Source organism: Paracoccus marinaquae, from assembly GCF_018860165.1.
Lineage (GTDB): Bacteria > Pseudomonadota > Alphaproteobacteria > Rhodobacterales > Rhodobacteraceae > Paracoccus > Paracoccus marinaquae.
Genome location: NZ_JAHKNG010000008.1, coordinates 1 through 23,757, shown reverse-complemented (window position 1 = coordinate 23,757; position 23,757 = coordinate 1). Strand labels below are relative to the sequence as shown.

Here is a 23,757-nt window from a genome sequence, read left to right as displayed (position 1 = left end):
ATGCCCCGCTTTGCCGCCAACCTGACGCTGCTGTTCACCGAACTGCCGATGCTCGACCGCTTTGCCGCCGCCGCCGAGGCCGGCTTCGAGGGCGTCGAGATCCTGTTTCCCTACGACATCCCCGCCCGCGACCTGTCGCGCGCCGCCATCTCGGCCGGGCTCGAGATGGTGCTGATCAACACGCCGCCGCCGAACTGGGCCGGCGGGCCGCGCGGCTTTGCCGCCCAGCCGGGCCTCGAGGACCGGTTCCGCCGCGATTTCGACCGCGCGCTGCGCTTTGCCCAGGCGCTCAGGGCGCGGCATATCCATATCATGGCCGGCGTGGCCGAAGGCGAGGCGGCACAGCGGACCTTCATCGGGAACCTGACCTGGGCGGCCGAGCGCGCGCCCCATGCCAGCCTGACCATCGAGCCGATCAACCGCACCGACATGCCCGGCTATTTCCTGTCGGATTTCGATCTGGCGGCCGAGATCATCGGCCAGATCGGGGCGGCGAATCTGGGCCTGCAATTCGACGCCTATCACGCCCAGATGATCACCGGCGACATGCCCGCCGCCTGGCGCCGGGTCGCGGCCCATGTGCGGCATGTCCAGATCGCCGGCTGCCCCGGCCGGCACGAGCCCGCGGGCGGCCAGATCGACTATCCGGCCTTCTTCGCGCAACTGGATGCGGACGGCTATCGCGGCTGGGTCAGCGCGGAATACAACCCCGAACGACATACCGAGACCGGGCTCGGCTGGCTGCGGGGCGCCTGATCTGACGGGCGCGCGAAACAGGCGGGAACCTCCGGGCCGCAGGGGGCGTTTTTCCTCGGACGACGGGGCGGCACCTGCACGGCGCCCCGGCAGCAGGCATGAAGGGAGGAGCCATGCACAGCATCATCTATCTGGTCGGTCTGGTGGTGATCGTCCTCGCCATCGTGAATTTCGTGTTCTGATCCCGGCCCCGACCGCGCAACAGGAAAGGAAAGCGCCTTGAACTCCATCATCTATATCGTCGGCCTGGTGGTCGTGGTCCTGTTCATCCTGTCCTTCCTCGGCCTGCGCTAGGGGCGGACGGGCGCACATTTGCGGCTGGCGTTTCGCGGCGGCTTTCTGTAGGGCGACCGCGACAGCAGAAGGTTCGCCAATGGATATCCGCAATATCGCCATCATCGCCCATGTCGATCACGGCAAGACGACACTCGTGGACCAGTTGCTGAAGCAATCGGGATCCTTCCGCGAGAACCAGTCGGTCGCCGAGCGGGTGATGGACAGCAACGATATCGAACGCGAACGCGGCATCACCATCCTCGCCAAGGCCACCTCGGTCGAATGGAAAGGCACCCGCATCAACATCGTCGACACCCCCGGCCACGCCGATTTCGGCGGCGAGGTCGAGCGGATCCTGTCGATGGTCGATGGCGTCTGCCTGCTGGTCGATGCCGCCGAAGGCCCGATGCCGCAGACCAAGTTCGTGACCTCGAAGGCGCTGGCGCTTGGCCTGCGCCCGATCGTCGTGCTGAACAAGGTCGACAAGCCGGCGGCCGAACCCGATGACGCGCTGAACGATGTCTTCGACCTCTTCGCCAATCTCGGCGCCAGCGACGAGCAACTGGATTTCCCGCATCTCTATGCCAGCGGCATCGGCGGCTGGGCGGATGCGGCCCTCGATGGCCCGCGCAAGGACATGTCGGCGCTGTTCGACCTAATCCTGAGCCATGTCGGGCCGCCGAAGCAGATCGCCCGCGAATCCGAGCCCTTCCAGATGCTGGCCACCACGCTCGGCGCCGACAACTTCCTCGGCCGCCTGCTGACCGGCCGGGTCGAGGCCGGCCGCGCAAAGGCCGGCGACACGGTGAAGGCCCTGTCGCGCGACGGCCAGCGGGTCGAACAGTTCCGCATCTCGAAGGTGCTGGCCTTCCGCGGCCTGACCCAGCAGCCCATCGACGAGGCCCAGGCCGGCGATATCGTCACCCTGGCCGGCATGGCCAAAGCCACGGTCGCCGACACCATCTGCGCCCCCGAGGTGGATACCGCGCTGCCCGCCCAGCCGATCGACCCGCCGACGATCAGCGTGACCTTCGGCATCAACGATTCGCCGCTCGCCGGCCGCGACGGCAACAAGGTGCAGTCCCGCGTGATCCGTGAACGGCTGCTGAAAGAGGCGGAATCCAACGTCGCCATCAAGGTCGAGGACACGCCGGGCGGCGACGCCTTCGTGGTCTCGGGCCGCGGCGAGTTGCAGATGGGCGTGCTGATCGAGAACATGCGCCGCGAGGGGTTCGAACTGTCGATCTCGCGCCCGCGCGTGATCTACCGCGAAGAGGACGAGCAGCGGCTGGAACCGGTCGAGGAGGTCATCATCGATGTCGATGACGATTTCACCGGCGCGGTGATCGAAAAGCTGACCGGCGACCGCAAGGGCGAGATGCTGGACATGCGCCCCGCCGGCCATGGCAAGACCCGGATCGTCGCCCATGTGCCCTCGCGCGGGCTGATCGGCTATCACGGCGAATTCATGACCGACACGCGCGGCAACGGCGTGCTGAACCGCATCTTCCACGGCTGGACCCCCTACAAGGGCGCGATCCAGGGCCGCCGCCAGGGCGTGCTGATCTCGATGGAGGACGGCGTCTCGGTCGCCTATGCGCTGTGGAACCTGGAAGAGCGCGGCAAGATGTTCATCGGCGCGCAGGAACAGGTCTATGAGGGCATGATCATCGGCGAGCATTCCCGCGACAACGATCTGGAAGTGAACCCGCTGAAGGGCAAGAAGCTGACCAATGTCCGCGCCTCGGGCACGGACGAGGCGGTGCGCCTGACGCCGCCGGTGCGCATGTCGCTGGAAGAGGCCATCGCCTATATCGACGATGACGAGCTGGTCGAGGTCACGCCGAAGAACATCCGCCTGCGCAAGCGGCACCTCGACCCGCACGAGCGCAAGCGTCAGGCCCGCGCCGAAGCCTGAGCCGGCCGGTCCATCCGCGACCGAACCTGACCTTTTCTCCCAGTTCGCAGCCTCCGGCGAGGGTGATACGCTGGTCCGTATCACTCACGGTCCGAGGCGCTTGCCGATGACGTCTTGTCCAGGTCGGATTACTCGGCGACGGTCCGAGGTCCCCGCATCCCGATGCGGCGCAGCCGCGTACCCTTCCGCGGGCCGGGCTTTGTCCGGCCGGCCTCCGGCGGCCGGCCGCCGTTGCCGGCCGCGCCTGCACGATCTGCATAAAATTGAACCATTCCGGCTGGTTTCGGGTTATCCTGAGTCATCAGGTAAGGACAAACGATGTCACTTGACGACCACCCGGCGCCCGCCGGCGCCACGCCCGGCTTCGAGGACGGCCCGATGAGCAAGCACCAGCGCATCGCCGAGGGGCTGGGCCTGCACGGACGCACGATCGTGGCGATGCTGGACCTGCTTGAACGGGGCCAGACGACCCTGCCGCAGCTTGACGCGGTCGCCGAGGCGCTGGAGGTGCCGCTCGAGGATGTGCAGCGCATCTTCCCGGATATTCATGCCGTTATGGTCGCCGCGGCCGAGCAGGCCCTGGTGCTGCTGATCGACAATTGCGTGAAGGCCGTGGTCAAGGTCGACCCCGAGGATGCCGTCGCCCAGTTCACCGCGCTCGGCGATGCCTATATCGACTGGGCCAGCGTCTATCACGCCCAGTTCCGGCTTTTGTCGGATGACCGGCTTCTGGATACGCTGGGCACGCCGCAGCTTCGCCGCTACCTCGATTCGCTCACCGAACTGATGACACGGATGCTCGAACGCGCGCAGCAATCGGGCCGCCTGTCCCCGGACGAGAATATCCACCTGATGGTCCTCTCCAGCCGCACCTTCGCCTACGGGCTGGCGCGCATGGTCATCGACCATCGCATGGCCGAGTGGTATCCTGACGCGGCGCCGATCGAGGCCGCGAAGGTGGTGCTGCACGATTTCGTGCGCCGATTCGCCCGTGGCTCCCTGCGGCGGCAGCGCTGAATTGCAGGACAGGACGAGAAAGGCTGACTGCCTCCGCGCCGGATCCGGTGACTGCGGCGCGGAGGTCATGGTGAAGGAACAAGATTCCGGCCGGGCATTGCATGTCACGCAAAATTCGGGCAACGGGCCGCCCAGAGTTTCCGGTTCCTGCGGCCCGACGCCGGACCGGACCGAGTAGCACGAGCCGCTGCCGCGTGATTTTCCCGCAGGCCAGCCGAACGGTTGTTGCAGTGATGTCGGGCATATGTGTCGGGGGCAGGTTCCGGACGAGGCCGCGAGGCCGTCCAGGACCCCCGCCCCACAAGATGGAGGGGAGACAGCGCACTGTCGCCTTTCCGGGCTGCGGCGGGTCTGGGGTTCTGCCGCAGCCTTAACGCCCCTCTCCCCCGGCCACGGCACCCATCGGCTCGGAAACGACTTCGTAACACCTTTCCCGAATACCCTTCCGTCCGTCCGGGTCCTGCGCTATCACCGGCCCGATTTTCAGAGTGACGAGGGACGGACAGCGTGACCGACTATATCATCAGGGATATCGGCCTTGCCCAATTTGGCCGCAAGGAACTGGACATTGCCGAAACCGAGATGCCGGGCCTGATGGCGCTGCGCGCCGAATATGGCGACGCCCAGCCGCTGAAGGGCGCGCGGATCGCCGGCAGCCTGCACATGACCGTGCAGACGGCGGTGCTGATCGAGACCCTGACCGCGCTTGGCGCCGAGGTCCGCTGGGCGTCGTGCAACATCTACTCGACGCAGGACCATGCGGCGGCGGCGATCGCGGCCTCGGGCGTGCCGGTCTTCGCCATCAAGGGCGAGACGCTCGAGGAATACTGGTCCTATACCGACAGGATCTTCCAGTTCGGCGGCGAAGGCACGGCGAACATGATCCTCGACGACGGCGGCGACGCGACCCTCTATATCCTCATGGGCGCGCGGGTCGAGGCCGGCGAGACCGAGCTGATCGCCACGCCTGGCAGCGAAGAGGAAGAGGCGCTTTTCGCCCAGATCCGCACGAGGCTCGAGGCCAGCCCCGGCTGGTTCACCCGCCAGCGCGACGCGATCAAAGGGGTCAGCGAGGAAACCACCACCGGCGTCCATCGCCTCTATGACCTGCACAAGAAGGGCCTGCTGCCCTTCCCCGCGATCAACGTCAACGACAGCGTCACCAAGTCGAAATTCGACAACAAGTACGGCTGCAAGGAAAGCCTCGTCGACGGCATCCGCCGCGCCACCGACGTGATGATGGCCGGCAAGGTCGCCGTGGTCTGCGGCTACGGCGATGTCGGCAAGGGCAGCGCGGCCAGCCTGCGCGGCGCCGGCGCCCGGGTGAAGGTGACCGAGGTCGATCCGATCTGCGCGCTGCAGGCCGCCATGGACGGCTTCGAGGTGGTCACGCTGGAAGACGTGGCCGACAGCGCCGACATCTTCATCACCACCACCGGCAACAAGGACGTGATCCGGCTGGAACACATGCGGGCGATGAAGGACATGGCCATCGTCGGCAATATCGGCCATTTCGACAACGAGATTCAGGTCGCCGCGCTGAAAAACCACAAATGGACCAATATCAAGGACCAGGTGGACCTGATCGAGATGCCCTCGGGGCACCGCATCATCCTGCTGTCGCAGGGCCGGCTCCTGAACCTCGGCAACGCCACCGGCCATCCCAGCTTCGTCATGTCGGCCAGCTTCACCAATCAGGTGCTGGCCCAGATCGAGCTGTGGACCAAGGGCAACGACTACCGGCCCGGCGTCTATATCCTGCCCAAGGCGCTCGACGAAAAGGTCGCGGCCCTGCATCTCGACAAGATCGGCGTCAGGCTGACCAGACTGTCGCCCGAGCAGGCCGCCTATATCGGCGTCACCCCCGAAGGTCCCTTCAAGTCTGATCATTACCGGTACTGAACCATGAGCGAGTATTCCCTTTTCACCTCGGAATCCGTGTCCGAGGGCCATCCCGACAAGATCGCCGACCAGATCTCGGACGCCATCCTCGACGCCATCCTGGCCGAGGATCCGCGCGCCCGCGTCGCCTGCGAGACCATGGTCAAGACCGGCGTCGCCATCATCTCGGGCGAGATCAGCACGACCGCCTGGGTCGATCTGGAATCGATCGTGCGCAGCGTCATCAACGATATCGGCTATACCAGCAGCGAGGTCGGCTTCGACGGCGCCACCTGCTCGGTCATCAACATCATCGGCAAGCAGTCGCCCGAGATCAATCAGGGCGTTGACCGCGACACGCTCGAAAATCAGGGCGCCGGCGACCAGGGCCTGATGTTCGGCTATGCCTCGGATGAGACCGACGTGCTGATGCCCGCGCCGATCACCTATGCGCATCGTCTGGTGGAACGCCAGTCGAAGGTCCGCCGCGACGGCACCCTGCCCTGGCTGCGCCCGGACGCGAAATCGCAGGTCACGCTGCGCTATGGCGCCGACGGCCGCCCCGAGGGCATCGACGCCGTGGTCCTGTCGACCCAGCACAACCCCGAGATCGCGCTGAAGGACCTGCGCGAGGCGGTGATCGAGGAAATCATCAGGCCGGTGCTGCCGGCCGAATGGCTCTCCGCCGGCACCAAGTATTTCATCAACCCGACCGGCAAGTTCGTCATCGGCGGCCCGGTCGGCGATTGCGGCCTGACCGGGCGCAAGATCATCGTCGACAGCTATGGCGGCATGGCGCGCCATGGCGGCGGCGCGTTTTCGGGCAAGGATCCCAGCAAGGTCGACCGCTCGGCCGCCTATGCCGGCCGCTGGGTGGCCAAGAACATCGTCGCCGCCGGCCTGGCCTCGCGCTGCGAAATTCAGGTCAGCTATGCCATCGGCGAGGCGCAGCCGACCTCGATCTCGCTGAACACCTTCGACACCGAGACCGTGCCCCATGACCGGATCGTGGCGGCGGTGCGCGAGGTTTTCGACCTGCGCCCCTTCGCCATCATCCGCGATCTGGACCTTCTGCACCCGATCTACCGCCCGACCGCCAGCTACGGCCATTTCGGCCGCGAACCCTACGCGCTGGCCAATGCCCTGGCCTTCAGCTGGGAACAGGCGAACAAGGCCGAGGCGCTGCGGGCAGCCCTGACCTGACCCCGAGAGGGGCGGCGCTGCCGCCCCTTTTGCTTCTACAGGGCAGGCGGAGCAAAAGCCTTCGGCGGAGCCGGCGTCGGCGTATAGATCACCATCTCGCCTCTATCCTGTGGCATCCAGCCCGGGTCCTCGACCCAAGGTGGATCGCGGTCCAATGGCCAAGGCGTGCCGGTCTTCCGGGGCGCCTCGCCGGGCGCGCAGAGGAATTCGGCACGCATCCTCTCTTCGGTCATTCCGTTTCGGGCAAGAGCCCCGACAAGCACATGCCAGCCTTTGGGTTCGAAGGGCCAGCAAGAGGGAACGAACAACGATTCGCCCGTTGCGGCATCGCGGGTATCCGGCAGCAATGTTTCGGGATTTCCGATCATTGTGGAAAGAAGCTCCTGCATCAGACCGGTGCTTCCACGAAAATCCGCGGAATGGGCGAGCGATGCACTGCCTTTGGCACCCTGCCATTTAACGGATTGCAAGCCCGCCCAGCCGAGGTTCGCCCCCTGCATCAGCGCCCCGCGAAAATCGATTCCGGAAAGCTCTGCCCCTGACAGCAGGGCCCGGCGCAGGTCCTTGCCGCGCAGGTCGGGCTTGGCGATCAAGGCGATCAGGGCCTTGCGATAGGTGATCCATTCCACGTCGAAATCCTGCTCGATCCGGGCAAAGAAACCGGCGCAATCCGGGTCTGCACCCTCGACATAGCCGCGCGCTGTGCACCACGCCTGCCGCTTCGCCTTAAGGTACGCGGGTTGCGGCGCCTCGGCCAGCGGCTCGGTCACCTTGCGGATATGCAGGTGCAGATAGGCATAAAGCGCCGCGCCAAGGATCGGGGCGAAGACGAAGAAGGAAAAGGTCGGGATCGAGACATTGACCAGCGACAGCTGCGTCTGCCGGCTGTCCACGAAGAAATCGACATCCTCGACCCCCAGCGTGGTGATCAGCGCGAAGGCCAGATAGGCCAGCAGCGCAAACCAGTTCGCCCGCCCGGTCGCGGTCAGCGCGTCGATCCGCGCGACCGGATCGATCTGCGGCGGCCCCTCACGCCTGGGCGCGCGCGCCCATGCTGCGGCCGATCTGGCGAAGCTGTCGGCTCTGGCGGGACACGGGGGGCAGATCCTGACACGGCACGGCGAACCCGCCGATCCTATCACGAAACCGCCCATGCGACACGCCCCGCCGTTGCGCCCGACCGCTTAACGCGGCGTGCGCAGGCGGTGTACAGGCTGTGCACGCCCCGTGCATCGCCGGTGGACGCCCCGTGCAGGCATTTTTCCTTGTTTTTCAGACCCCCTCCACCGCCTGCCCTACGCCCGCACCACGCCGTTGCGTTAACCCGATCTCAGCCGGCCCCGTACAGCGCCCTGGCGCGATCCTCGAAGGCGCGGACGATGCGGGTCATGGCCTCGTGAAAGACCGTGCCGATCAGCTTTTGCAGGATCGCGTTGCGGAAATCGAAATCCACGAAGAAGGTGACATGGCAGCCGCCTTCGGGCCGGTCGAGAAAGGTCCAGCCGCTGCGCATATGCCGGAACGGGCCGTCCAGATATTCGGTGTCGATCTCCAGCCGGCCGGTCTCGGGATCGGCCGGGCGCAGCACCACGCGGCTGCCGAAGCGTTCGCGGAACACCTTGAAACTGATGACCAAATCCGCCGAGATCTCTTCGCTGCCGTCGCGCAGCGGCTTGCGCGCACGGATCCGGGCGGCGCTGTTCCAGGGCAGGAATTTCGGATAGCTTTCGATATCCGCCACCAGGTCGAACATCTGGCGGGCGGAATAGGGAAGGTCGCGGCTGTCCTGATGTTGGGGCAAGGAGAACTCTTGAATTTCGGCGCGTCGCTGTGTCAGGTCTCTGCCGGGCTTAGCAGGGCAAGCGGGCGATGAACAACCTGATCTGGCTTCTTCGGGCGTCGAAATGGGCAAGAAACCCGCCCTCGGCGCGGATGGTGCGGCTGGTGCTGGCCATCGTCGCGCTGGCCATCGCCATCGTCGTTCTGGAAAAAATGGGCTGGTGGCCCGACTGGGCGAAGATGGAACAGGGCCGCGCCCCGCGCCCGCCCCGCTGACAGCCGAGGCCCGTCTAGCCCCGCGCCGCGACCGGCACCGGCCTCGCGCCGGCATTGCCGCGTGCAGCGAAGGTCAGGACGGCGGCCAGGGCCGTCACGAAAAGCCATGTCAGGGCAAGCATGTCGTTCTCCTGTGTCTGCCTGACTGAATCTGGGTCACAGGCCGGCCTCGCTGAAGGTGTCGCATTGTCGCATGTCGCCCGAGCGAAGCCCCCGCAGCAGCCAGGTCCGGCGCTGCTCGGCGCTGCCATGGGTAAAGCTGTCGGGTACCGGCGTGCGCCCGGCATTCGACTGGATCACGTCATCGCCGACCGCCTGCGCCGCGCCGATCGCCTCATCCAGATCGCCTTCTTCCAGCGAGCCGAACTGCTGCTGGGCCTGCCGGGCCCAGATGCCGGCATAGCAATCGGCCTGCAACTCGGTCATCACCGACAGGGTATTGGAGTCGCGCTGGCTGGCGCGGCTGCGGGCGGCATTCACCTGCCCCAGCGTCCCGACAAGGTTCTGGACGTGGTGCCCGACCTCATGCGCGATCACATAGGCAAAGGCGAAATCGCCGCCGGCCCCCATCCGCTGCGCCATCAGGTCGAAGAAGTCCGTATCCAGATAGACCTTCTGATCGCCCGGGCAGTAGAACGGCCCCATCGCCGCCGAGGCGCCGCCGCAGGCCGACTGCACCGCGCCGCGGAACAGGACCAGGCTCGGCTCGACATAGTCGCGGCCCGCCTGCTGCGGCAGCGTGCCGCCCCAGACCTCCTCGGTATCGGCCAGCACGACCGAGACGAACTCGCCATATTGCTGATCGCGCTCGGACAAGGGCGCGCCGTCCTGCGGCTGGCCCTGATCCAGCCCGCTGACGATCGGACTGATATCCACGCCGAAGAAATAGCCGAATGCCAGAACGGCCAGCATGCCGACGATGCCGATCCCCCCTGCCCCGGCCCGACCCATGCGACGCCGGTCCTCGATATTGCGGCTTCCGCGCCTGCCACGCCATTGCATTGTGAAACACCTTCCCTGTGATCCCGCCGGCCCGAGGCCCGCGCAACGTCATCGCAACTCGTTGTCCGGCATGGCGGTTCCGCCGCCGGACGGCCTGACCAATGATCACAGCCGCGCGACGGTCGCGCAAGATGCTTGACCCCGGGATGGTGCCGGTCCATCCACGGCGGGACGAAAAAAGGGACAGTGATGCTGCGCAGGCTTTACGACTGGACGATGGGGCTGGCCGCCCACCGTCACGCCATGCCGGCCCTGTTCGGGGTCAGCTTCATCGAAAGTTCGGTCTTTCCGATCCCGCCCGACGTGCTGATGATCCCGATGGTTCTGGCCGACCGCGCGCGGGCCTTCATGGTGGCGCTGGTGGCGACCGTGGGCTCGGTCCTCGGCGCCCTGCTGGGCTACTGGATCGGGGCGGTGCTGATGGACAGCGTCGGGCAATGGGTGCTGACCGTCTATGGCAAGGAGACCGCCTATCAGGATCTGGCGGCCCGCTTTGCCGAATATGGCGGCTGGGCGGTCCTCTTCGCGGCGCTGACGCCCTTTCCCTTCAAGGTCATCACCATCTTCTCGGGCGCGGTCGGCCTGCCGCTGCCGCTGTTCCTTGTGACCTCGGCGATCGGCCGGGCGGCGCGGTTCTTCATCGTCTCGGGCCTGCTGTGGCGCTTTGGCCCACCGGTGCGCAGCTTCATCGAGGAACGGCTGGGTCTGGTCTTCACCATCTTCATGATCTGCCTCATCGGAGGCTTCGCCGCGCTGAGGTATCTATGAGCGGAACACGACTGGGATTGCTGGCGGGCGCCGGCTCGGCAGCGCTGCTGATCGCGGCACTGGGATTTCAGGCCGCCGGCTATGCGCCCTGCGAGCTGTGCATCCTGCAACGCTGGCCGCATGTCGCGGCGGTCCTCATCGCCGCGCTGCTGTGGCTGACCGGCCGGGTCCGGGTCATGGCCGTTCTGGGCATGATCGCCGTCGGCGTGGCCATGGGGCTGGCCATCTATCACAGCGGGGTCGAGATCGGCTGGTGGCCCGGCCCGCAGCATTGCAGCGGCGGGGTCGGCAATCTTGCGACCATGTCGACGCAGGATCTGATGGCGCGGCTGCAAGAGGCGCCGGTGGTGCGCTGCGACGAGGTCGCCTGGAGCTTTCTCGGCCTCTCGATGGCCGGCTGGAACGCCTTCTGGTCGGCGGCTCTGGCGGTGATCTGGGGTCTGGCCGCGATCCGTGGCGGCGGGTCCCGTTTCGGGGCCTGAAATCCCCCCCGCAAGATTGCCCCCAACAGCAGCCTCGGCTATACCGAACCCCAACAAGATGTTGAGGAATACCCGTGGCCGACACCCCAGAAGACGATCTGCCGGAAACCCCCGATGAGGGCGACGAGAATGGCGCGGACACGCGCTATGTGATGCCGCATGACGGGCCGGTGATCGACATCTCGTCCGAGATGCGCACCTCCTATCTGGACTATGCCATGTCGGTGATCGTCAGCCGCGCGATCCCCGATCTGCGCGACGGGCTGAAGCCGGTGCACCGCCGCATCCTCTATGCGATGGACGAGACCGGCAACACCTCCGACAAGCCCTATCGCAAGTCGGCCCGCCCGGTGGGCGACGTGATGGGGAAATATCACCCTCATGGCGACGCCGCGATCTATGACGCGCTGGTGCGGATGGCGCAGGATTTTTCCATGTCGCTGCCACTGCTGGACGGTCAGGGCAACTTCGGCTCCATGGACGGCGATCCCCCCGCGGCCATGCGCTATACCGAGGTGCGTATGGACAAGCCGGCGAATTTCCTGCTGGCCGATATCGACAAGGACACGGTCGATTTCCAGGACAATTACGACGGCAAGGACCGCGAACCCACGGTTCTGCCGGCGCGCTTTCCGAACATGCTGGTCAATGGCGCGGGCGGCATCGCCGTCGGCATGGCCACGAATATCCCGCCGCACAATCTGGGCGAGGTGGTGGATGCCACGCTGGCGCTGATCGAGAGCCCCGATCTGCCGACCGAACGGCTGATGGAGATCATCCCCGGCCCCGACTTTCCGACCGGCGCGCTGATCCTTGGCCGCTCGGGCGCGCGCAAGGCCTATCTCGAAGGGCGCGGCAGCGTCATCATCCGCGCCAGGACCCATATCGAGGAACCGCGCAAGGACCGTTTCGCCATCGTCGTGGACGAGATCCCCTATCAGGTGAACAAGGCCAGCATGATCGAGCGGATCGCCGAACTGGCCAAGGAAAAGCGTATCGAGGGCATCGCCAGCGTCCAGGACGAATCCGACCGTCAGGGCGTGCGCGTGGTGGTCGAGTTGAAACGCGATGCCACCCCCGATGTGGTGCTGAACCAGCTGTTCCGATTTACCCAGATGCAGACCAGCTTTGGCTGCAACATGCTGGCGCTGAACGGCGGCCGGCCCGAACAGCTGACCCTGCGCGATTTCCTCACCCATTTCCTCAGCTTCCGCGAGGAGGTCGTCGCCCGCCGCACGGCCTTCGAGTTGAAGAAGGCGCGCGAGCGCAGCCATGTGCTGTGCGGTCTGGCCGTGGCGGTCAGCAATGTCGACGAGGTGGTGGCCACCATCCGCAGCAGCGCCGATGCCGCCGAGGCGCGCGAGCGGCTGATGGAACGGCGCTGGCCCGCCCATGAGATCCTCGAATATCTGCGGCTGATCGACGATCCGCTGCATCCGGTGAACGAGGACGGCACCTATAACCTGTCCGAGACGCAGGCCCGCGCGATCCTCGATCTGCGGCTGCAGCGCCTGACCCAGCTGGGCGTGCAGGAAGTCACCGACGAGTTGCAGAGTCTCGCCGACGCGATCCGCGAATACCTCGCCATCCTCGCCTCGCGCGAGCGGATCATGGGCATCATCTCGGACGAATTGCGCGAGGTGAAGACCCTGTTCGCCGTGCCGCGCCGGACCGAGATCACCGAATGGTCCGGTGACATGGAGGACGAGGACCTGATCGAGCGCGAGGACATGGTCGTGACCATCACCTCGGGCGGCTATATCAAGCGCACGCCCCTGGCCGATTTCCGGTCGCAGCGCCGCGGCGGAAAGGGCCTGTCGGGCATGTCGACCAAGGAGGACGATGTCGTCACCACGCTGTTCGTCGCCAATACCCATACGGAACTGCTGTTCTTCACCACCGATGGCATGGTCTACCGGCTGAAGACATGGCGGCTGCCGCTGGGCGGCCGCACCGCCAAGGGCAAGGCCATCGTCAACATCCTGCCGATCGAGCCGGGCGTCAGCATCGCCGCGCTGCTGCCGCAGGACGCGCCCGAGGCGGAATGGGACAGCTATCAGGTGATCTTCGCCACCGACAAGGGCGATGTGCGCCGCAACGCGCTGTCGGATTTCACCAATGTCAAATCCAACGGCAAGATCGCCATGAAGCTGCCCGAGCGCGTCAGCCTGATCGGCGTCTGCATGGCGACCGTGGATGACGACGTGATGCTGGTCACCGATTCGGGTCGCGCGATCCGCTTTCCGACCACCGATGTCCGGGTCTTCAAGGGTCGCGATTCGACCGGGGTGCGCGGCATCAGGCTGGCCAATGGCGACCGCGTCGTCAGCATGTCGGTGATCCGGCATTTCGAGGCCGACCCGGCGGAACGCGCCGCCTATCTGAAGATGCGCCGCGCCGTCGCCGGCGCGCTGGATGACGGCGCCGAGGCCGACGAGGACGAGGATGCCGTGGCCGAGGGCAGCATCACCCAGGAACGCTATGCCGAGATGTCGGCGGCCGAGGACCTGATCCTGACCATCACCGCCAAGGGCTCGGGCAAGATCAGCTCCAGCCATGACCACCCGGTGCGCGGGCGCGGCGGTCAGGGCGTGATGGCAATGGACAAGGCGATGCGCGGCGGCGCGCTGGTCGCCAGCTTCCCGGTCGAGATCGACGACCAGATCATGCTGGCCACCTCGACCGGCCAGTCGATCCGGGTGCCGGTCGACGGGATCAGCTTCCGCTCGCGCAGCGCGGGCGGCGTCCGGGTCTTCAACACCGCCAATGGCGAGGTCGTGGTCTCGGTCGCGCGGATCGCGGAACAGGGCGATGCAGAAGCCGCAGACAACGACGAAACCGACGGCTAAGATGCCCTGATGGGCCGGCGGGTGCGGCCATTGGCGCGCCTGCCGGAGAATGGAGGGCAATGGTGAAGGACAGGTTGGAACAGGGATCGGGCGAGTCGGTCCTGCGCGAGAGGCTTCAGACGGGCTTTCTGGGTCTCATCGCCTTCGGCATCGCCCTGTTCATGCTGGTGCAGGCGCGCTTTCTGCTGATCTCGCTGGCCATCGCGATCATCCTGTTCTCGCTGACCTCGGACGCGATCTTCGCCATTTCCTCGCGGCTGAAGGTGCCCAACTGGCTGGCGACGACGCTGGCGCTGGTCGGCATCGCGCTTGGGCTTCTGTGGATCTCGACCACCATCGTCGCGCAGGTCAACGAGGTCGTCGTGACCGCCATCGCCTATGCCGAGCAGGCCCAGGCCGCGCTGCCCAGCCTGACCGAATGGCTGGGCCCCGAGGCGCAGGAGCGGGTGCTGACCGCGCTTGGCAATTTCAACATCACCGGCTGGATCCGGTCGCTGGCGGGTCAGGCCTCTAACCTGCTGTCCGGCAGCGTTCTGGTGATCCTGTTCGTCGGCTTCATGTTCGCCGAACAGGTCTGGTTTCCGGTCAAGATCGAGCGGCTGACCGGCGACAGCGACAGATCGCTGCATGTGCGGCGCATCATCGCCTCGATCATGCACCGGGTGAACCGCTATCTGATCGTCAAGGCCGGGGTCAGCGCGGTCACGGCGGCGGCGGTGTGGTTCATCTTTCGCATGGCCGGGCTGGAACTTGCCGGCGCCGTCGCCCTGCTGACCTTCGTGCTGAACTTCATCCCCTCGGTCGGCTCGATCATCGCCACGGTCATCGCCGCGGTCCTGGTCTTCGTCCTCAGCGGCGACACCACGCTGACGCTGCTGGTCGGCGCCGCCTGCACGATGGTGCAGTTCGTCATCGGCAATGTGCTGGACCCGATGCTGCTGGGCCAGACGCTGCGGCTGTCCAGCTTCGGCATCATCCTCAGCCTCGCCTTCTGGGGCGCGATCTGGGGGATCCCGGGGATGTTCCTTGCCGTGCCGATCATGGTGGCGCTGATGATCGTCTGCGCCCATATCCCCTGGCTTCGCCCCGTCGCCGTCATGCTGTCGCGCGAGGGGCTGCCGGATGACGGCAGCAGCGACGACGAGCAGGCCCCGCCACCCTCGCTGGTGGCCTGAGCCGGTCGCGCCCCTGTTCAGCGATCGCCGTCCCCGCCATCACCGCCATCCCCGTCGTCACCGTCGAAGGTGAGGCGCGGATCGTAAACCGACGGGGTGACGGGCCGCTGCGCGTCCGGCACGGTACCGGGCAGGGTTTCCCGGGCCGGGGCGGGCACGGCATCGCCGCGCAACGCCTCGGGGTTACGCAGCCAGATGTCGCGCTGCGCGAAGGGTATCTCGATCCCTTCGCGGGCAAAACGCTCGGCAATCTGGTGGCAGACTTCCGAGGTCACGCCCATCCCGCCGGTCACATCCGACAGCATCGCCCGGATCTCGAAGTCGAGGCTGTCGGCGCCGAAGCCGCGAAACAGCACCGCGGGGGGCGGGTCGATGGTCACGGTCGGCTGATCCTGAATGATCTCGCGCAGGATCCGCTCGACCTTGCGGGTATCGGTGCCATAGGCGACGCCCAGCGGAATGATGATCCGGCCGATCTTGTTGTGGCGGGTCCAGTTGGTCACCGGCTGGCTGATCAGATCGCTGTTCGGAACGATCACCTCGGTCCGGTCGAAGGTCTCGATCTGGGTCGAACGGACCGAGATCCGCTTGACGATCCCCTGCTGGCCACCGGCATCGATCCAGTCGCCCACGCTGACCGGACGTTCGATCAGCAGGATGATGCCCGACACGAAATTCGACACTATGGTCTGCAAGCCGAAGCCGATGCCGACCGACAGCGCACCGGCAACGATGGCAAGCGATGACAGGTCGATCCCGGCCGAGGTGACCGCCATCACGACGACGAGGGCGACGCCGACATAGCCGAGGCCCGAGACGACCGCGTTCTGCACCCCCGGCTCGAGCCGCGTCTTGGGCAGGATCGTGTTGCGGAACACCTCCTGGATGACCCGGATGATCGAATAGCCGATGCCGAAGACAAGCAGAAAGCGCAGCACGCCGCTGGGCGACAGATGCACACCGCCCAGGCTGACACCGCGCTGGAAACTGCCCCAGTATTCGGCCAGATCGGTCTGCCGCGCCCCCCAGATCATCATGAACAGCGGCACCGACAGCACGATCAGCAGGATCCCGGTCAGCATCGGACCCAGCCCCTCGCGGGCCCCCTCCTCGCCGCCGCTCATCATGTCGAAGAGATCGGCGATGAAATCCTGCAGCAGGATCAACAGCTGGATCAGCGCCAGCGTCAGCATGCTGGGCCAGATCAGCATGTTGGCAAGGTTGATATAGCCAAGCGCGCCGACCAGCACCGCGACGATCGCGACCACACGGATCACCGAGCCCATGGCGACAAGCACCCGGTGGCGGTACATGATCTCGCGCTCGGACAGGCCGCGTTTCAGTCGCCGCAGAATGCTGCCCAGGCGGAACAGGCAGACGGCGGCAACCAGCATGATGACGAAATGCCAGACTGCTACGCCAGCGTCGGAAAACGCCACGGGGACGCGGACAATGTGGTCGCCGACCCGCTCGTAAAGGCCCGATTGCGGCAGCACCGCCCGGGACAGGATGTGATGCAGCGCAAAGATCACCGCCAGCGCGTTCATCGTCCGGCGCACCTTGTTCCCGGTTCCGGAATCCAGGACGAGGCTGTCATGAGAAAGGCGCTGGCGCGGGAACATCTGGCCGGCCAGCCAGCTGCCGCTGAACAGGATCACCGCCGCAGATGGCAAGGCGTCCACGAAGGGCGCCGTCCACTGACCGGTCAGCGCAGCGACCTTGATGGCGCGGATCGCCAGATAGACGCCGATCATCGGCAGGACGATCTGACCAAGCGAGGCGATGAACGCCACGACCGAGCGCGAATGTTCGGAGGCATGCGCCGACAGTCTTGAGGGCAGGCCCCTGACCCAACGCCGGCCGGCGGTCAGAAGCAGCAGCGCCGCCGCGAGATAAGCGACGATCAGCGGCAGCTTCGGCTTCAGTTCCTGCCAGATGGCGCGATCGCTCAGCAGGCCAAGCTCGGTGCCGATTCCCTCGACCAGGCTCAGCCCGTCCGATAGCGCGGGCGCCCAGCTGAGCGGCAGCAGCGGCGAGGGAGATTTCTTGGCCAGCTGGCTTGCCTGCCGGGCAGCGGTGATCGCGTCGATCTGCTGGACGATGGCATCGGCGCGGCTGAACGCCTCGACCGCGGTCAGGCGCGGCGCCTGAAGTTCCGACAGTTGCTTTTGCAGTTCCTCACGGCGCCGCGCGACATCCTCGGCTTCGGTCGCGCCCTCGGCCGGGGCCGGCCCAAGCGCGGATATCTGCGCGTTGACCGTGGCGATCCGCCCCGAATTGACGTTCTGCGCGTCCTCGAAAGTCTTGCGCCACTCGACGATCTCGGAGCGCAGTTGCAGCAGTTCCTGCTCGGGCGCATCCTCTTCGGCCACGACAGCCTCGGCCAGGGCGGCCGTGTTGCTCCAGGCCGGATAATCCACTTCCGGTCGATCCTGCGCGGCAAGCGGCGTGGCAATGGTGATCAGGGCCGTCAGAAGGACAGCCAGGAATATTCGGCTCATGATCCCTCAGTCCTCGAAGACTTCCGGAAGGTCCGGCGCCTCACGCGTCATCCAGCCGGGCACCGGCAATCCCTTGGCATGCAGGAATTCCGGGTTGAACAGCTTGGTCTGGTAACGGTTCCCATAGTCACACAGCACCGTGACGATGGTGTGGCCCGGCCCCATCTCGCGGGCCATGCGGATGGCCCCGGCAATATTGATGCCCGTGGATCCCCCAAGGCACAGCCCCTCGCGTTCCAGCAGATCGAAGATGATCGGCAGGGCCTCGCTGTCCGGAATGCGCCAGCTGAAATCGGGTGTGAAATCCTCGAGATTGGCGGTGATGCGGCCCTGCCCGATACCCTCGGTGATCGAGGAACCGGGGCTGTCGAAGGTGCCGGCGGTGTAGAAGGAATGCAGCGCCGCGCCCTCGGGATCGGCCAGGCCGATCTTCACGCCCTTCGGCTGCAACGCCATGGCGACGCCCGCCAGCGTGCCGCCCGAGCCCACGGCGCAGGTGAAGCCGTCCACCTTGCCGCCGGTCTGCTGCCAGATTTCCGGGCCGGTGGTTTCGACATGGGCCTGCCGGTTGGCGACATTGTCGAACTGGTTGGCCCAGACGGCACCGTTCGGCTCGGTCCGGGCCAGCGCCTCGGCCAGACGGCCGGAATAGCGGACATAGTTGTTCGGATTCTTGTAGGGCGCCGCCGGAACCTCGACCAGCGTGGCACCGGCCAGCCGCAGCATGTCCTTCTTTTCCTGGCTCTGGGTCTCGGGAATGACGATCACCGAGCGGAAACCCATCGACGCTCCGACCAGGGCCAGCCCGATGCCGGTATTGCCGGCCGTGCCCTCGACGATGGTGCCGCCGGGCTTCAGATCGCCCCGCGCCACCGCGTCGCGGATGATGAACAGGGCGGCGCGGTCCTTCACCGACTGGCCGGGATTCATGAATTCGGCCTTGCCGAGGATCTCGCAGCCGGTCTCTTCGCTGGCGCGGTTCAGCCGGATCAACGGCGTGTTGCCGATCGCATCGGACAGATCAGAGCAGATTCGCATGGCGACCGACCTTCTTTCTGGGAGTTCCCGGTTTCCGAATACCTACACATGGCCGGGCAGCAGGGGCAACCCCGCGCCGTGACGCGGCGGCAGTCACGAAGCCGCCAGTTCCCGACGCAAATCCGGGGCTTTCTGCTCGAGCCACAGCGCCAGCAGGGCCAGCGGGCCATTGGTGATCTGCCCCTGCAGCACCATCCGAAGCAGCCGGTCCCGTCCGACCAGATGCCCGCGGATATCCTCGGCCTCTCCGTCCAGCCCATGCACGCCCGCCACCCCGTCGGGCAGATCCGCGATGCCGACATAGAGATACAGGAACTCGGTCACCGCCCCGGGGCTGGGATAGTGATGGACGGCCGGAAACAGATGCCGCAGGTGCAGGTCCGCCTCCTCCCGCGCCTCGCGCCGGGCCGCGGCCTCGACCGCCTCGCCGGCATCGACCCGGCCCGCGATCGGCTCCAGCAGCCACGGCTGGGGATCGCGGCGCAGCGCCGGCCCAAAGCGGAACTGCTCGATCAGCAGGATCCGGTCGCGCAGCGGATCCCAGGGCAGCACGACCACCGCATCGCCCATGACAAAGCCCTCGCGGGTGATCGCGGGGGTGAAGCCACCGGCATGGGTGCGATGCGACAAATTCCAGACATCGACCGAAAAGAAACCCGCATAGGGTTCTCGACGGCCGTGCAGCCGCACATCCTGCGCACCGCGCCGCGCCACCAGATCGCCGCCCGAGACCGGGCCGGACGCCCCGCGCAAACGGCTTTCGGCCCAGACCCCGATCATGGGCAGCCGCGCCGCGATGTCCTCGGGCTCGATCGCAAGCGGCTGATCGAGAATTTCCCGTGCGATGGCCGCGGCGAGTTCCGGCAACCAGTCCGAACGCGGCCAGGCCGCCCCGTCGCCCGGCTGCGCCTGCACTCCCATCAGCGCCCGGCCCGCAAGATGCCACACCGACAGCCCCATCACCGCCGCATAGCGCCACAGGGCCGGACCCGGCCTCACCGCCACCGCCTGCGTCTCGCCCCGCCCGGGCGACAGCGCCGGCCAGTCACCCGCCACGATCCCGGCACGACCGCCGCCGATCAGCCCCGCCGCCAGCGTCACCGGCGCCCCGATCGCCTCTGCCCCCAGAACGCGCAGCATCCGCGGATCGGCCAGCGCCCCGACCAGAAGCAGCGGATCGCTCACAGATCGCGCCCGCGCATCAGCCCGGCCGCCGCCAGTCCAAGATCGCGCGATGTCTGCTGAAACAGCCGGTCAAAGCCCGAAAACAGCAGCGCGGCAAGGCCATGCCCCTCCGGCGACGCCGCAAAGCCGATATAGCGTTCAAGTTCGGCATCGCTCAGCGGCGAATAGGCCAGCATCAGATAGGCCTCCATCCAGCCCAGCGTTTCGGAATGGATCTCGGGCTCCTGCGACCAGGCATCGGCCAGCATCTGCTCTTCCGACAGCGGCATGTCGAAGCCGCCGCCTTCCGCGAAGCCACGCGAAAAGGCCACCGCGGCATTCAGCCCCCCGGCCACGTTCGGGCCGATCAGGTCGGCCACCTCGATCAGCCGGCCGATCTGCTCGACCCTTGCCTCCTGATGGCTGGCAGCGGTCGAAAATGCCTCGCGCGCCAGCGCCTCGGCATCCGGATCCAGCATCGCGCGACGTGCGCTTGTCTCCAGCCCGACCAGCCGCTGGCCGAATTCAGCCTCATAGAAGGCCAGCGCCCCGTCCAGCCGCTGGTCCGGATAAAGCGACAACCGGTCAGCGATGCCGGCCCGGAACAGCTCCGCCAGACGCTCAGGTTCGTGGATCTGCGCCACCGCCTCAAGCCAGCCCCGATCCGCGCCACTCTCCGGCAGGTTCTCCTGCATGGCTTCGGCCTCGGCCAGGGCCTCGTCACGCAGGATCGGCATCAGCGCCTGCATGTCCAGTGCCGCCCAGATCCGGGACGCCACCTCATGCGCCGGCACCACGCCGGCCGGCGGGATCCCGGGGCCAGCCGGCTCCTGCGCTGCCGCACTCTGAGTAAGAACCACCGCGGCCGCGAGGCAAAGAGTTCTGAACATGGCCCGCCTTTCGCTTACCGACAGGATTTTTGAGCGAAACCCCCTTGCACTTCAACCCCCGGCCCTCTAAATCCCCGCCTCACCACACCACAGCGCGGAGAGGTGCCGGAGTGGTCGAACGGGGCGGTCTCGAAAACCGTTGACCCTTTGCGGGGTCCCAGGGTTCGAATCCCTGTCTCTCCGCCACTTCGGAACAAAACCGGGAACGCCGGTAGCCGCCGATTTCCCTCCTTTTGTCGCCACCAGCGTCCGCAGCAGGGTGTTTTTGTTGCCCTTGATGTAGATTGCGTCGTCCGCGACCTCGACACGCTGGGCGAAGGCCCGGACGTGTTCCCGCCGATAGCCGCCTTTTCCAAGTCGTAATCTGCGACGCGCTTCAATTGTCAGTTCGCGCACAGCCTCGCCTGTCAGGCGCTGATGGGTGGAGCTGGCCAGCATGGCTTCGATCCGTGTTGCGTCGGTTCGTGCCTGGTCGCGTAATGCTGTCAATCCCGCGATGCGTTCACCCAAGGCGGATTCGGTGGGATCGAGCGAGCCAGATTCGATGGCATCGTAAAGACGCTTGAGCCGCATGTCGGCCTCGGCGGCACGTTGGTTCAGTTCACCGATGTGCTGGCTGCGGCGCTCGACGCCCTCCTGTCGGCGATCCAGCAGCGAGGCCAGCACCTCTTCGATCCGCTCGGGGTCGAGCAGGCGTTCCTCAATGTGATTCACGACCATCTTGTCGAGCTTGTCCATGGGAATCGCCCGGCCCTTGCAACCGGTCTCGCCCTGACGTGCGCGGATCGAGCAGGCGTAATAGCGATAGCGACCGCTCTTGCCGGTGCGCAGCGTCATCGCGCCGCCGCAGTTTCCGCAATAGCAGATGCCAGTCAGCAGATTCGGGCCACTGACCACGCGCGGCGGTGTCACCTTGGGATTGTTAGCCTTCAAGCGGGCTTGCACGGCGTCAAAGGTCTCGCGGTCAATCAGCGGCGGCACCGGGACGGTGACAACCTCCTTCTCCGGCTTCACCTCACCCTTCTTGGACCGTTTGTTGAACTGATGCTCGCCGATATAGGTGCGGCGGGTCAGGACGCGGTGAAGCTGGCCGATGCCCCAGCGGCCGCCATTGCGGGTGAAGATGCGGTTGCCGTTCAGATGATTGACGATGGCCTTGACGCCCATCGGGCCGGACATGCCGTCGCCCTCCTGCGCCAGACGATAGATCATCCGCACCGTGTCGGCGTGGAGCGGGTCGATTTCCAGCTTCTTCTTCATCTTCGCGCCGCGCTGCTCGGCATCGACAACGCGATAGCCGATGGGCGGCAGCGAACCGTTCCAGAAGCCTTGCCGGGCGTTCTCCTTCAAGGCGCGCAAGACGTGCTTGGCGTTTTCCTTGGACTGGTATTCATCGAACAGCGCCATGATCTGCCGCATCATGACGTGCATAGGGTCATCACCCATCTCCTGCGTGATGGAGACCAGCTTGACGCCGTTCTTGGCCAGATTCCTGACGTAGAACTCCAGCTCGAAATGGTCGCGGAAAAAGCGGCTGAATGAATGGACCACGACAATATCGAAAGCGGCGGGCTTTGACGTGCCTGCCTCGATCATGCGCTGGAACTCGGGGCGCTTGTCATTGGTGGCCGACGCGCCCGGCTCCACGAAAGTTTCGACAAGCTGATAGCCGCGTGAGACGCAATACGCCTCGCCCTGCCGTTTCTGGTCGGGGATCGACACGTCATGCTCGGCCTGCCGTGCGGTCGAGACACGCAGGTAAAGGGCAGCCCGTAAAGCGACATTCGGGGTTTGTGTGTTCATGACCGGCCTCCTTCCGCGCCGCGCGGCTCCAGCAAAGGCAATTCCAGCGCCACCCGGTCATGCAGCACCTTGGGCACCACCTTCTGCCCGTCTCCGGGGTCCATGCGGATCAGGCCGTAGTTCGCCATTGTCTTGAGAGTGCGGGACAGGCTGGGCTTCGTTCGCCCGGTCAGCCGTGACAGTTCTTCCAGTGATCCGGGGGCGTGCTCGTGGATGACGCGCAGCAGCTCGCGGTTCCCGCTGGAAAGGATTTGCGCGAAGGATTCGGTGGAGGTGAACCACACTTTCGGATCGTCCGCGCCGGGCTTTTCCTCGCCGCGCGCAATCCGCAGGGTGCGGGCCTTCATTTCTTCATAGTCGGCGATCCCGACTTTCAATGTGGTCATAGCACACCTCGTTCCTTCAACACCGCATCCACCGCCTGCCAGAAATCGGCCAGTAAAGTGGCCGCATTCTCGTAGGCGTAGGGCTTCACGGTCAGGAGGCGATGCCGATGATCCATCGGTTCACCGCGTTTGCCCCTACCGACCGGATGGGCGTTGTCAAAGCCGACCAGCCGTTCGCCCGTAGGCCCGTGAAGCGTGAGCGAGTAATCGAGGCCATGCGGCTTTTCCGTCGAGACCGGAACGCGGGTGATAACGAACTTCACCCAATGGCCGCCCTCGGGATCGACAACAAGCAACTGGCCATCGAGATCCAGAAGCATGTCGAGGCTCGCGTCCCGATCCCCGCTCATGGCCTACCGTTACCATCTGGTGTTAATTCAGGCAAGTCTGGACTGTCGTGGTTGCCGTCTATCGGGCCAAACAGCCGGTCGAGCACATCGCCGAAATGCCGCTCGAAGATTTCGACTGTTGATTGCCACTGAGAATTGACCCGGCATTGTCACCGAGATCTGACCCACCCGGTTGTTATGTTCTGCGCGTCATGTTGGCGTCAATGCAGATGTCTCCTTTCGTTTCTTTTTCGCCGTCTCGGA

Annotated in this window: 19 protein-coding genes, 1 tRNA gene and 1 pseudogene; 11 read left to right on the top strand and 10 right to left on the bottom strand. The window is 65.9% G+C overall.

What is annotated here, in order from left to right:
* The 5 genes from KNW02_RS06625 (at window position 1) to metK (ending at window position 7,051) form a co-directional block, all read left to right on the top strand.
* Window positions 1–756, top strand: coding sequence for a hydroxypyruvate isomerase family protein (locus KNW02_RS06625; RefSeq protein ID WP_216032479.1), 756 nt, complete (start codon window positions 1–3; stop codon window positions 754–756).
* 373 nt (window positions 757–1,129) lie between these two features.
* A complete protein-coding gene (gene typA / locus KNW02_RS06620; RefSeq protein ID WP_216032478.1) occupies window positions 1,130–2,950 on the top strand; it encodes a translational GTPase TypA in 1,821 nt (606 codons plus the stop codon).
* 318 nt (window positions 2,951–3,268) lie between these two features.
* Complete coding sequence (locus KNW02_RS06615; RefSeq protein ID WP_216032477.1) at window positions 3,269–3,967, top strand: WHG domain-containing protein; 699 nt, start codon at window positions 3,269–3,271, stop codon at window positions 3,965–3,967.
* 507 nt (window positions 3,968–4,474) lie between these two features.
* Entirely contained in the window at window positions 4,475–5,869 is a 1,395-nt protein-coding gene (gene ahcY, locus KNW02_RS06610) for an adenosylhomocysteinase (RefSeq protein WP_216032476.1), read from the top strand.
* A 3-nt stretch (window positions 5,870–5,872) separates the two neighbouring features.
* Complete coding sequence (metK, locus tag KNW02_RS06605; protein ID WP_216032475.1) at window positions 5,873–7,051, top strand: methionine adenosyltransferase; 1,179 nt, start codon at window positions 5,873–5,875, stop codon at window positions 7,049–7,051.
* 35 nt (window positions 7,052–7,086) lie between these two features.
* On the opposite strand, the gene KNW02_RS06600 is transcribed toward metK, so the two are convergent.
* Together KNW02_RS06600 and KNW02_RS06595 are read right to left on the bottom strand one after the other, a co-directional pair.
* Window positions 7,087–8,205 carry a pentapeptide repeat-containing protein gene (locus KNW02_RS06600; RefSeq protein WP_216032474.1) on the bottom strand — a complete coding sequence of 373 codons (1,119 nt, stop codon included), beginning with the start codon at window positions 8,203–8,205 and terminating at the stop codon, window positions 7,087–7,089.
* Window positions 8,206–8,381: 176 nt separating this feature from the next.
* Window positions 8,382–8,852 carry a type II toxin-antitoxin system RatA family toxin gene (locus tag KNW02_RS06595; RefSeq protein ID WP_216032473.1) on the bottom strand — a complete coding sequence of 157 codons (471 nt, stop codon included), beginning with the start codon at window positions 8,850–8,852 and terminating at the stop codon, window positions 8,382–8,384.
* Between the two features lie 68 nt (window positions 8,853–8,920).
* Between KNW02_RS06595 and KNW02_RS06590 the strand changes: the two genes are divergently transcribed.
* A complete protein-coding gene (locus KNW02_RS06590) occupies window positions 8,921–9,106 on the top strand; it encodes a hypothetical protein (RefSeq protein WP_216032472.1) in 186 nt (61 codons plus the stop codon).
* Window positions 9,107–9,262: 156 nt separating this feature from the next.
* Here KNW02_RS06590 and ypfJ read toward each other — a convergent pair whose 3' ends face one another.
* Complete coding sequence (gene ypfJ, locus KNW02_RS06585) at window positions 9,263–10,108, bottom strand: KPN_02809 family neutral zinc metallopeptidase (RefSeq protein WP_216032471.1); 846 nt, start codon at window positions 10,106–10,108, stop codon at window positions 9,263–9,265.
* Between the two features lie 189 nt (window positions 10,109–10,297).
* Here ypfJ and KNW02_RS06580 point away from each other — a divergent pair, with 189 nt between their 5' ends.
* The 4 genes from KNW02_RS06580 to KNW02_RS06565 all read left to right on the top strand — a co-directional run bounded on the left by KNW02_RS06580 (window position 10,298) and on the right by KNW02_RS06565 (window position 15,382).
* Window positions 10,298–10,876, top strand: coding sequence for a YqaA family protein (locus KNW02_RS06580; protein WP_216032470.1), 579 nt, complete (start codon window positions 10,298–10,300; stop codon window positions 10,874–10,876).
* Window positions 10,873–11,358, top strand: a complete 486-nt coding sequence (locus tag KNW02_RS06575; protein ID WP_216032469.1) for a disulfide bond formation protein B — start codon at window positions 10,873–10,875, stop codon at window positions 11,356–11,358. Before KNW02_RS06580 ends, KNW02_RS06575 begins: the two co-directional genes overlap by 4 nt.
* Before the next feature lie 152 nt (window positions 11,359–11,510).
* Window positions 11,511–14,207, top strand: coding sequence for a DNA gyrase subunit A (gene gyrA, locus KNW02_RS06570; protein ID WP_216032560.1), 2,697 nt, complete (start codon window positions 11,511–11,513; stop codon window positions 14,205–14,207).
* A 59-nt stretch (window positions 14,208–14,266) separates the two neighbouring features.
* The gene (locus KNW02_RS06565; protein ID WP_216032468.1) at window positions 14,267–15,382 is read left to right on the top strand and encodes an AI-2E family transporter; all 1,116 of its coding nucleotides are present in this window, start codon (window positions 14,267–14,269) and stop codon (window positions 15,380–15,382) included.
* A 17-nt stretch (window positions 15,383–15,399) separates the two neighbouring features.
* On the opposite strand, the gene KNW02_RS06560 is transcribed toward KNW02_RS06565, so the two are convergent.
* From KNW02_RS06560 to KNW02_RS06545, 4 genes are all read right to left on the bottom strand, one after another.
* Window positions 15,400–17,883 carry a DUF3772 domain-containing protein gene (locus KNW02_RS06560; protein WP_216032467.1) on the bottom strand — a complete coding sequence of 828 codons (2,484 nt, stop codon included), beginning with the start codon at window positions 17,881–17,883 and terminating at the stop codon, window positions 15,400–15,402.
* Between the two features lie 6 nt (window positions 17,884–17,889).
* Window positions 17,890–18,921, bottom strand: coding sequence for a cysteine synthase A (locus KNW02_RS06555; protein ID WP_216032466.1), 1,032 nt, complete (start codon window positions 18,919–18,921; stop codon window positions 17,890–17,892).
* Between the two features lie 93 nt (window positions 18,922–19,014).
* A complete protein-coding gene (locus KNW02_RS06550; RefSeq protein WP_348524691.1) occupies window positions 19,015–20,106 on the bottom strand; it encodes an NUDIX domain-containing protein in 1,092 nt (363 codons plus the stop codon).
* Window positions 20,103–20,975 carry a DUF2059 domain-containing protein gene (locus KNW02_RS06545; protein ID WP_216032465.1) on the bottom strand — a complete coding sequence of 291 codons (873 nt, stop codon included), beginning with the start codon at window positions 20,973–20,975 and terminating at the stop codon, window positions 20,103–20,105. The genes KNW02_RS06550 and KNW02_RS06545 overlap by 4 nt, the downstream gene beginning before the upstream one ends.
* 96 nt (window positions 20,976–21,071) lie before the next feature.
* Between KNW02_RS06545 and KNW02_RS06540 the strand changes: the two genes are divergently transcribed.
* Window positions 21,072–21,161 (top strand) — tRNA-Ser (locus KNW02_RS06540).
* Between the two features lie 576 nt (window positions 21,162–21,737).
* Here KNW02_RS06540 and KNW02_RS06535 read toward each other — a convergent pair.
* The 3 genes and pseudogenes from KNW02_RS06535 to KNW02_RS06525 all read right to left on the bottom strand — a co-directional run.
* A pseudogene (locus tag KNW02_RS06535) lies at window positions 21,738–22,778 on the bottom strand (recombinase family protein); the annotation flags it as partial.
* Entirely contained in the window at window positions 22,775–23,164 is a 390-nt protein-coding gene (locus tag KNW02_RS06530; protein ID WP_216032464.1) for an HVO_A0114 family putative DNA-binding protein, read from the bottom strand. The gene KNW02_RS06530 and the pseudogene KNW02_RS06535, both read right to left, overlap by 4 nt.
* Window positions 23,161–23,514: a toxin-antitoxin system TumE family protein gene (locus tag KNW02_RS06525; protein ID WP_216032463.1), complete on the bottom strand. Its 354-nt coding sequence runs from the start codon at window positions 23,512–23,514 to the stop codon at window positions 23,161–23,163. The genes KNW02_RS06530 and KNW02_RS06525 overlap by 4 nt, the downstream gene beginning before the upstream one ends.
* Between the last annotated feature and the right edge of the window lie 243 nt (window positions 23,515–23,757).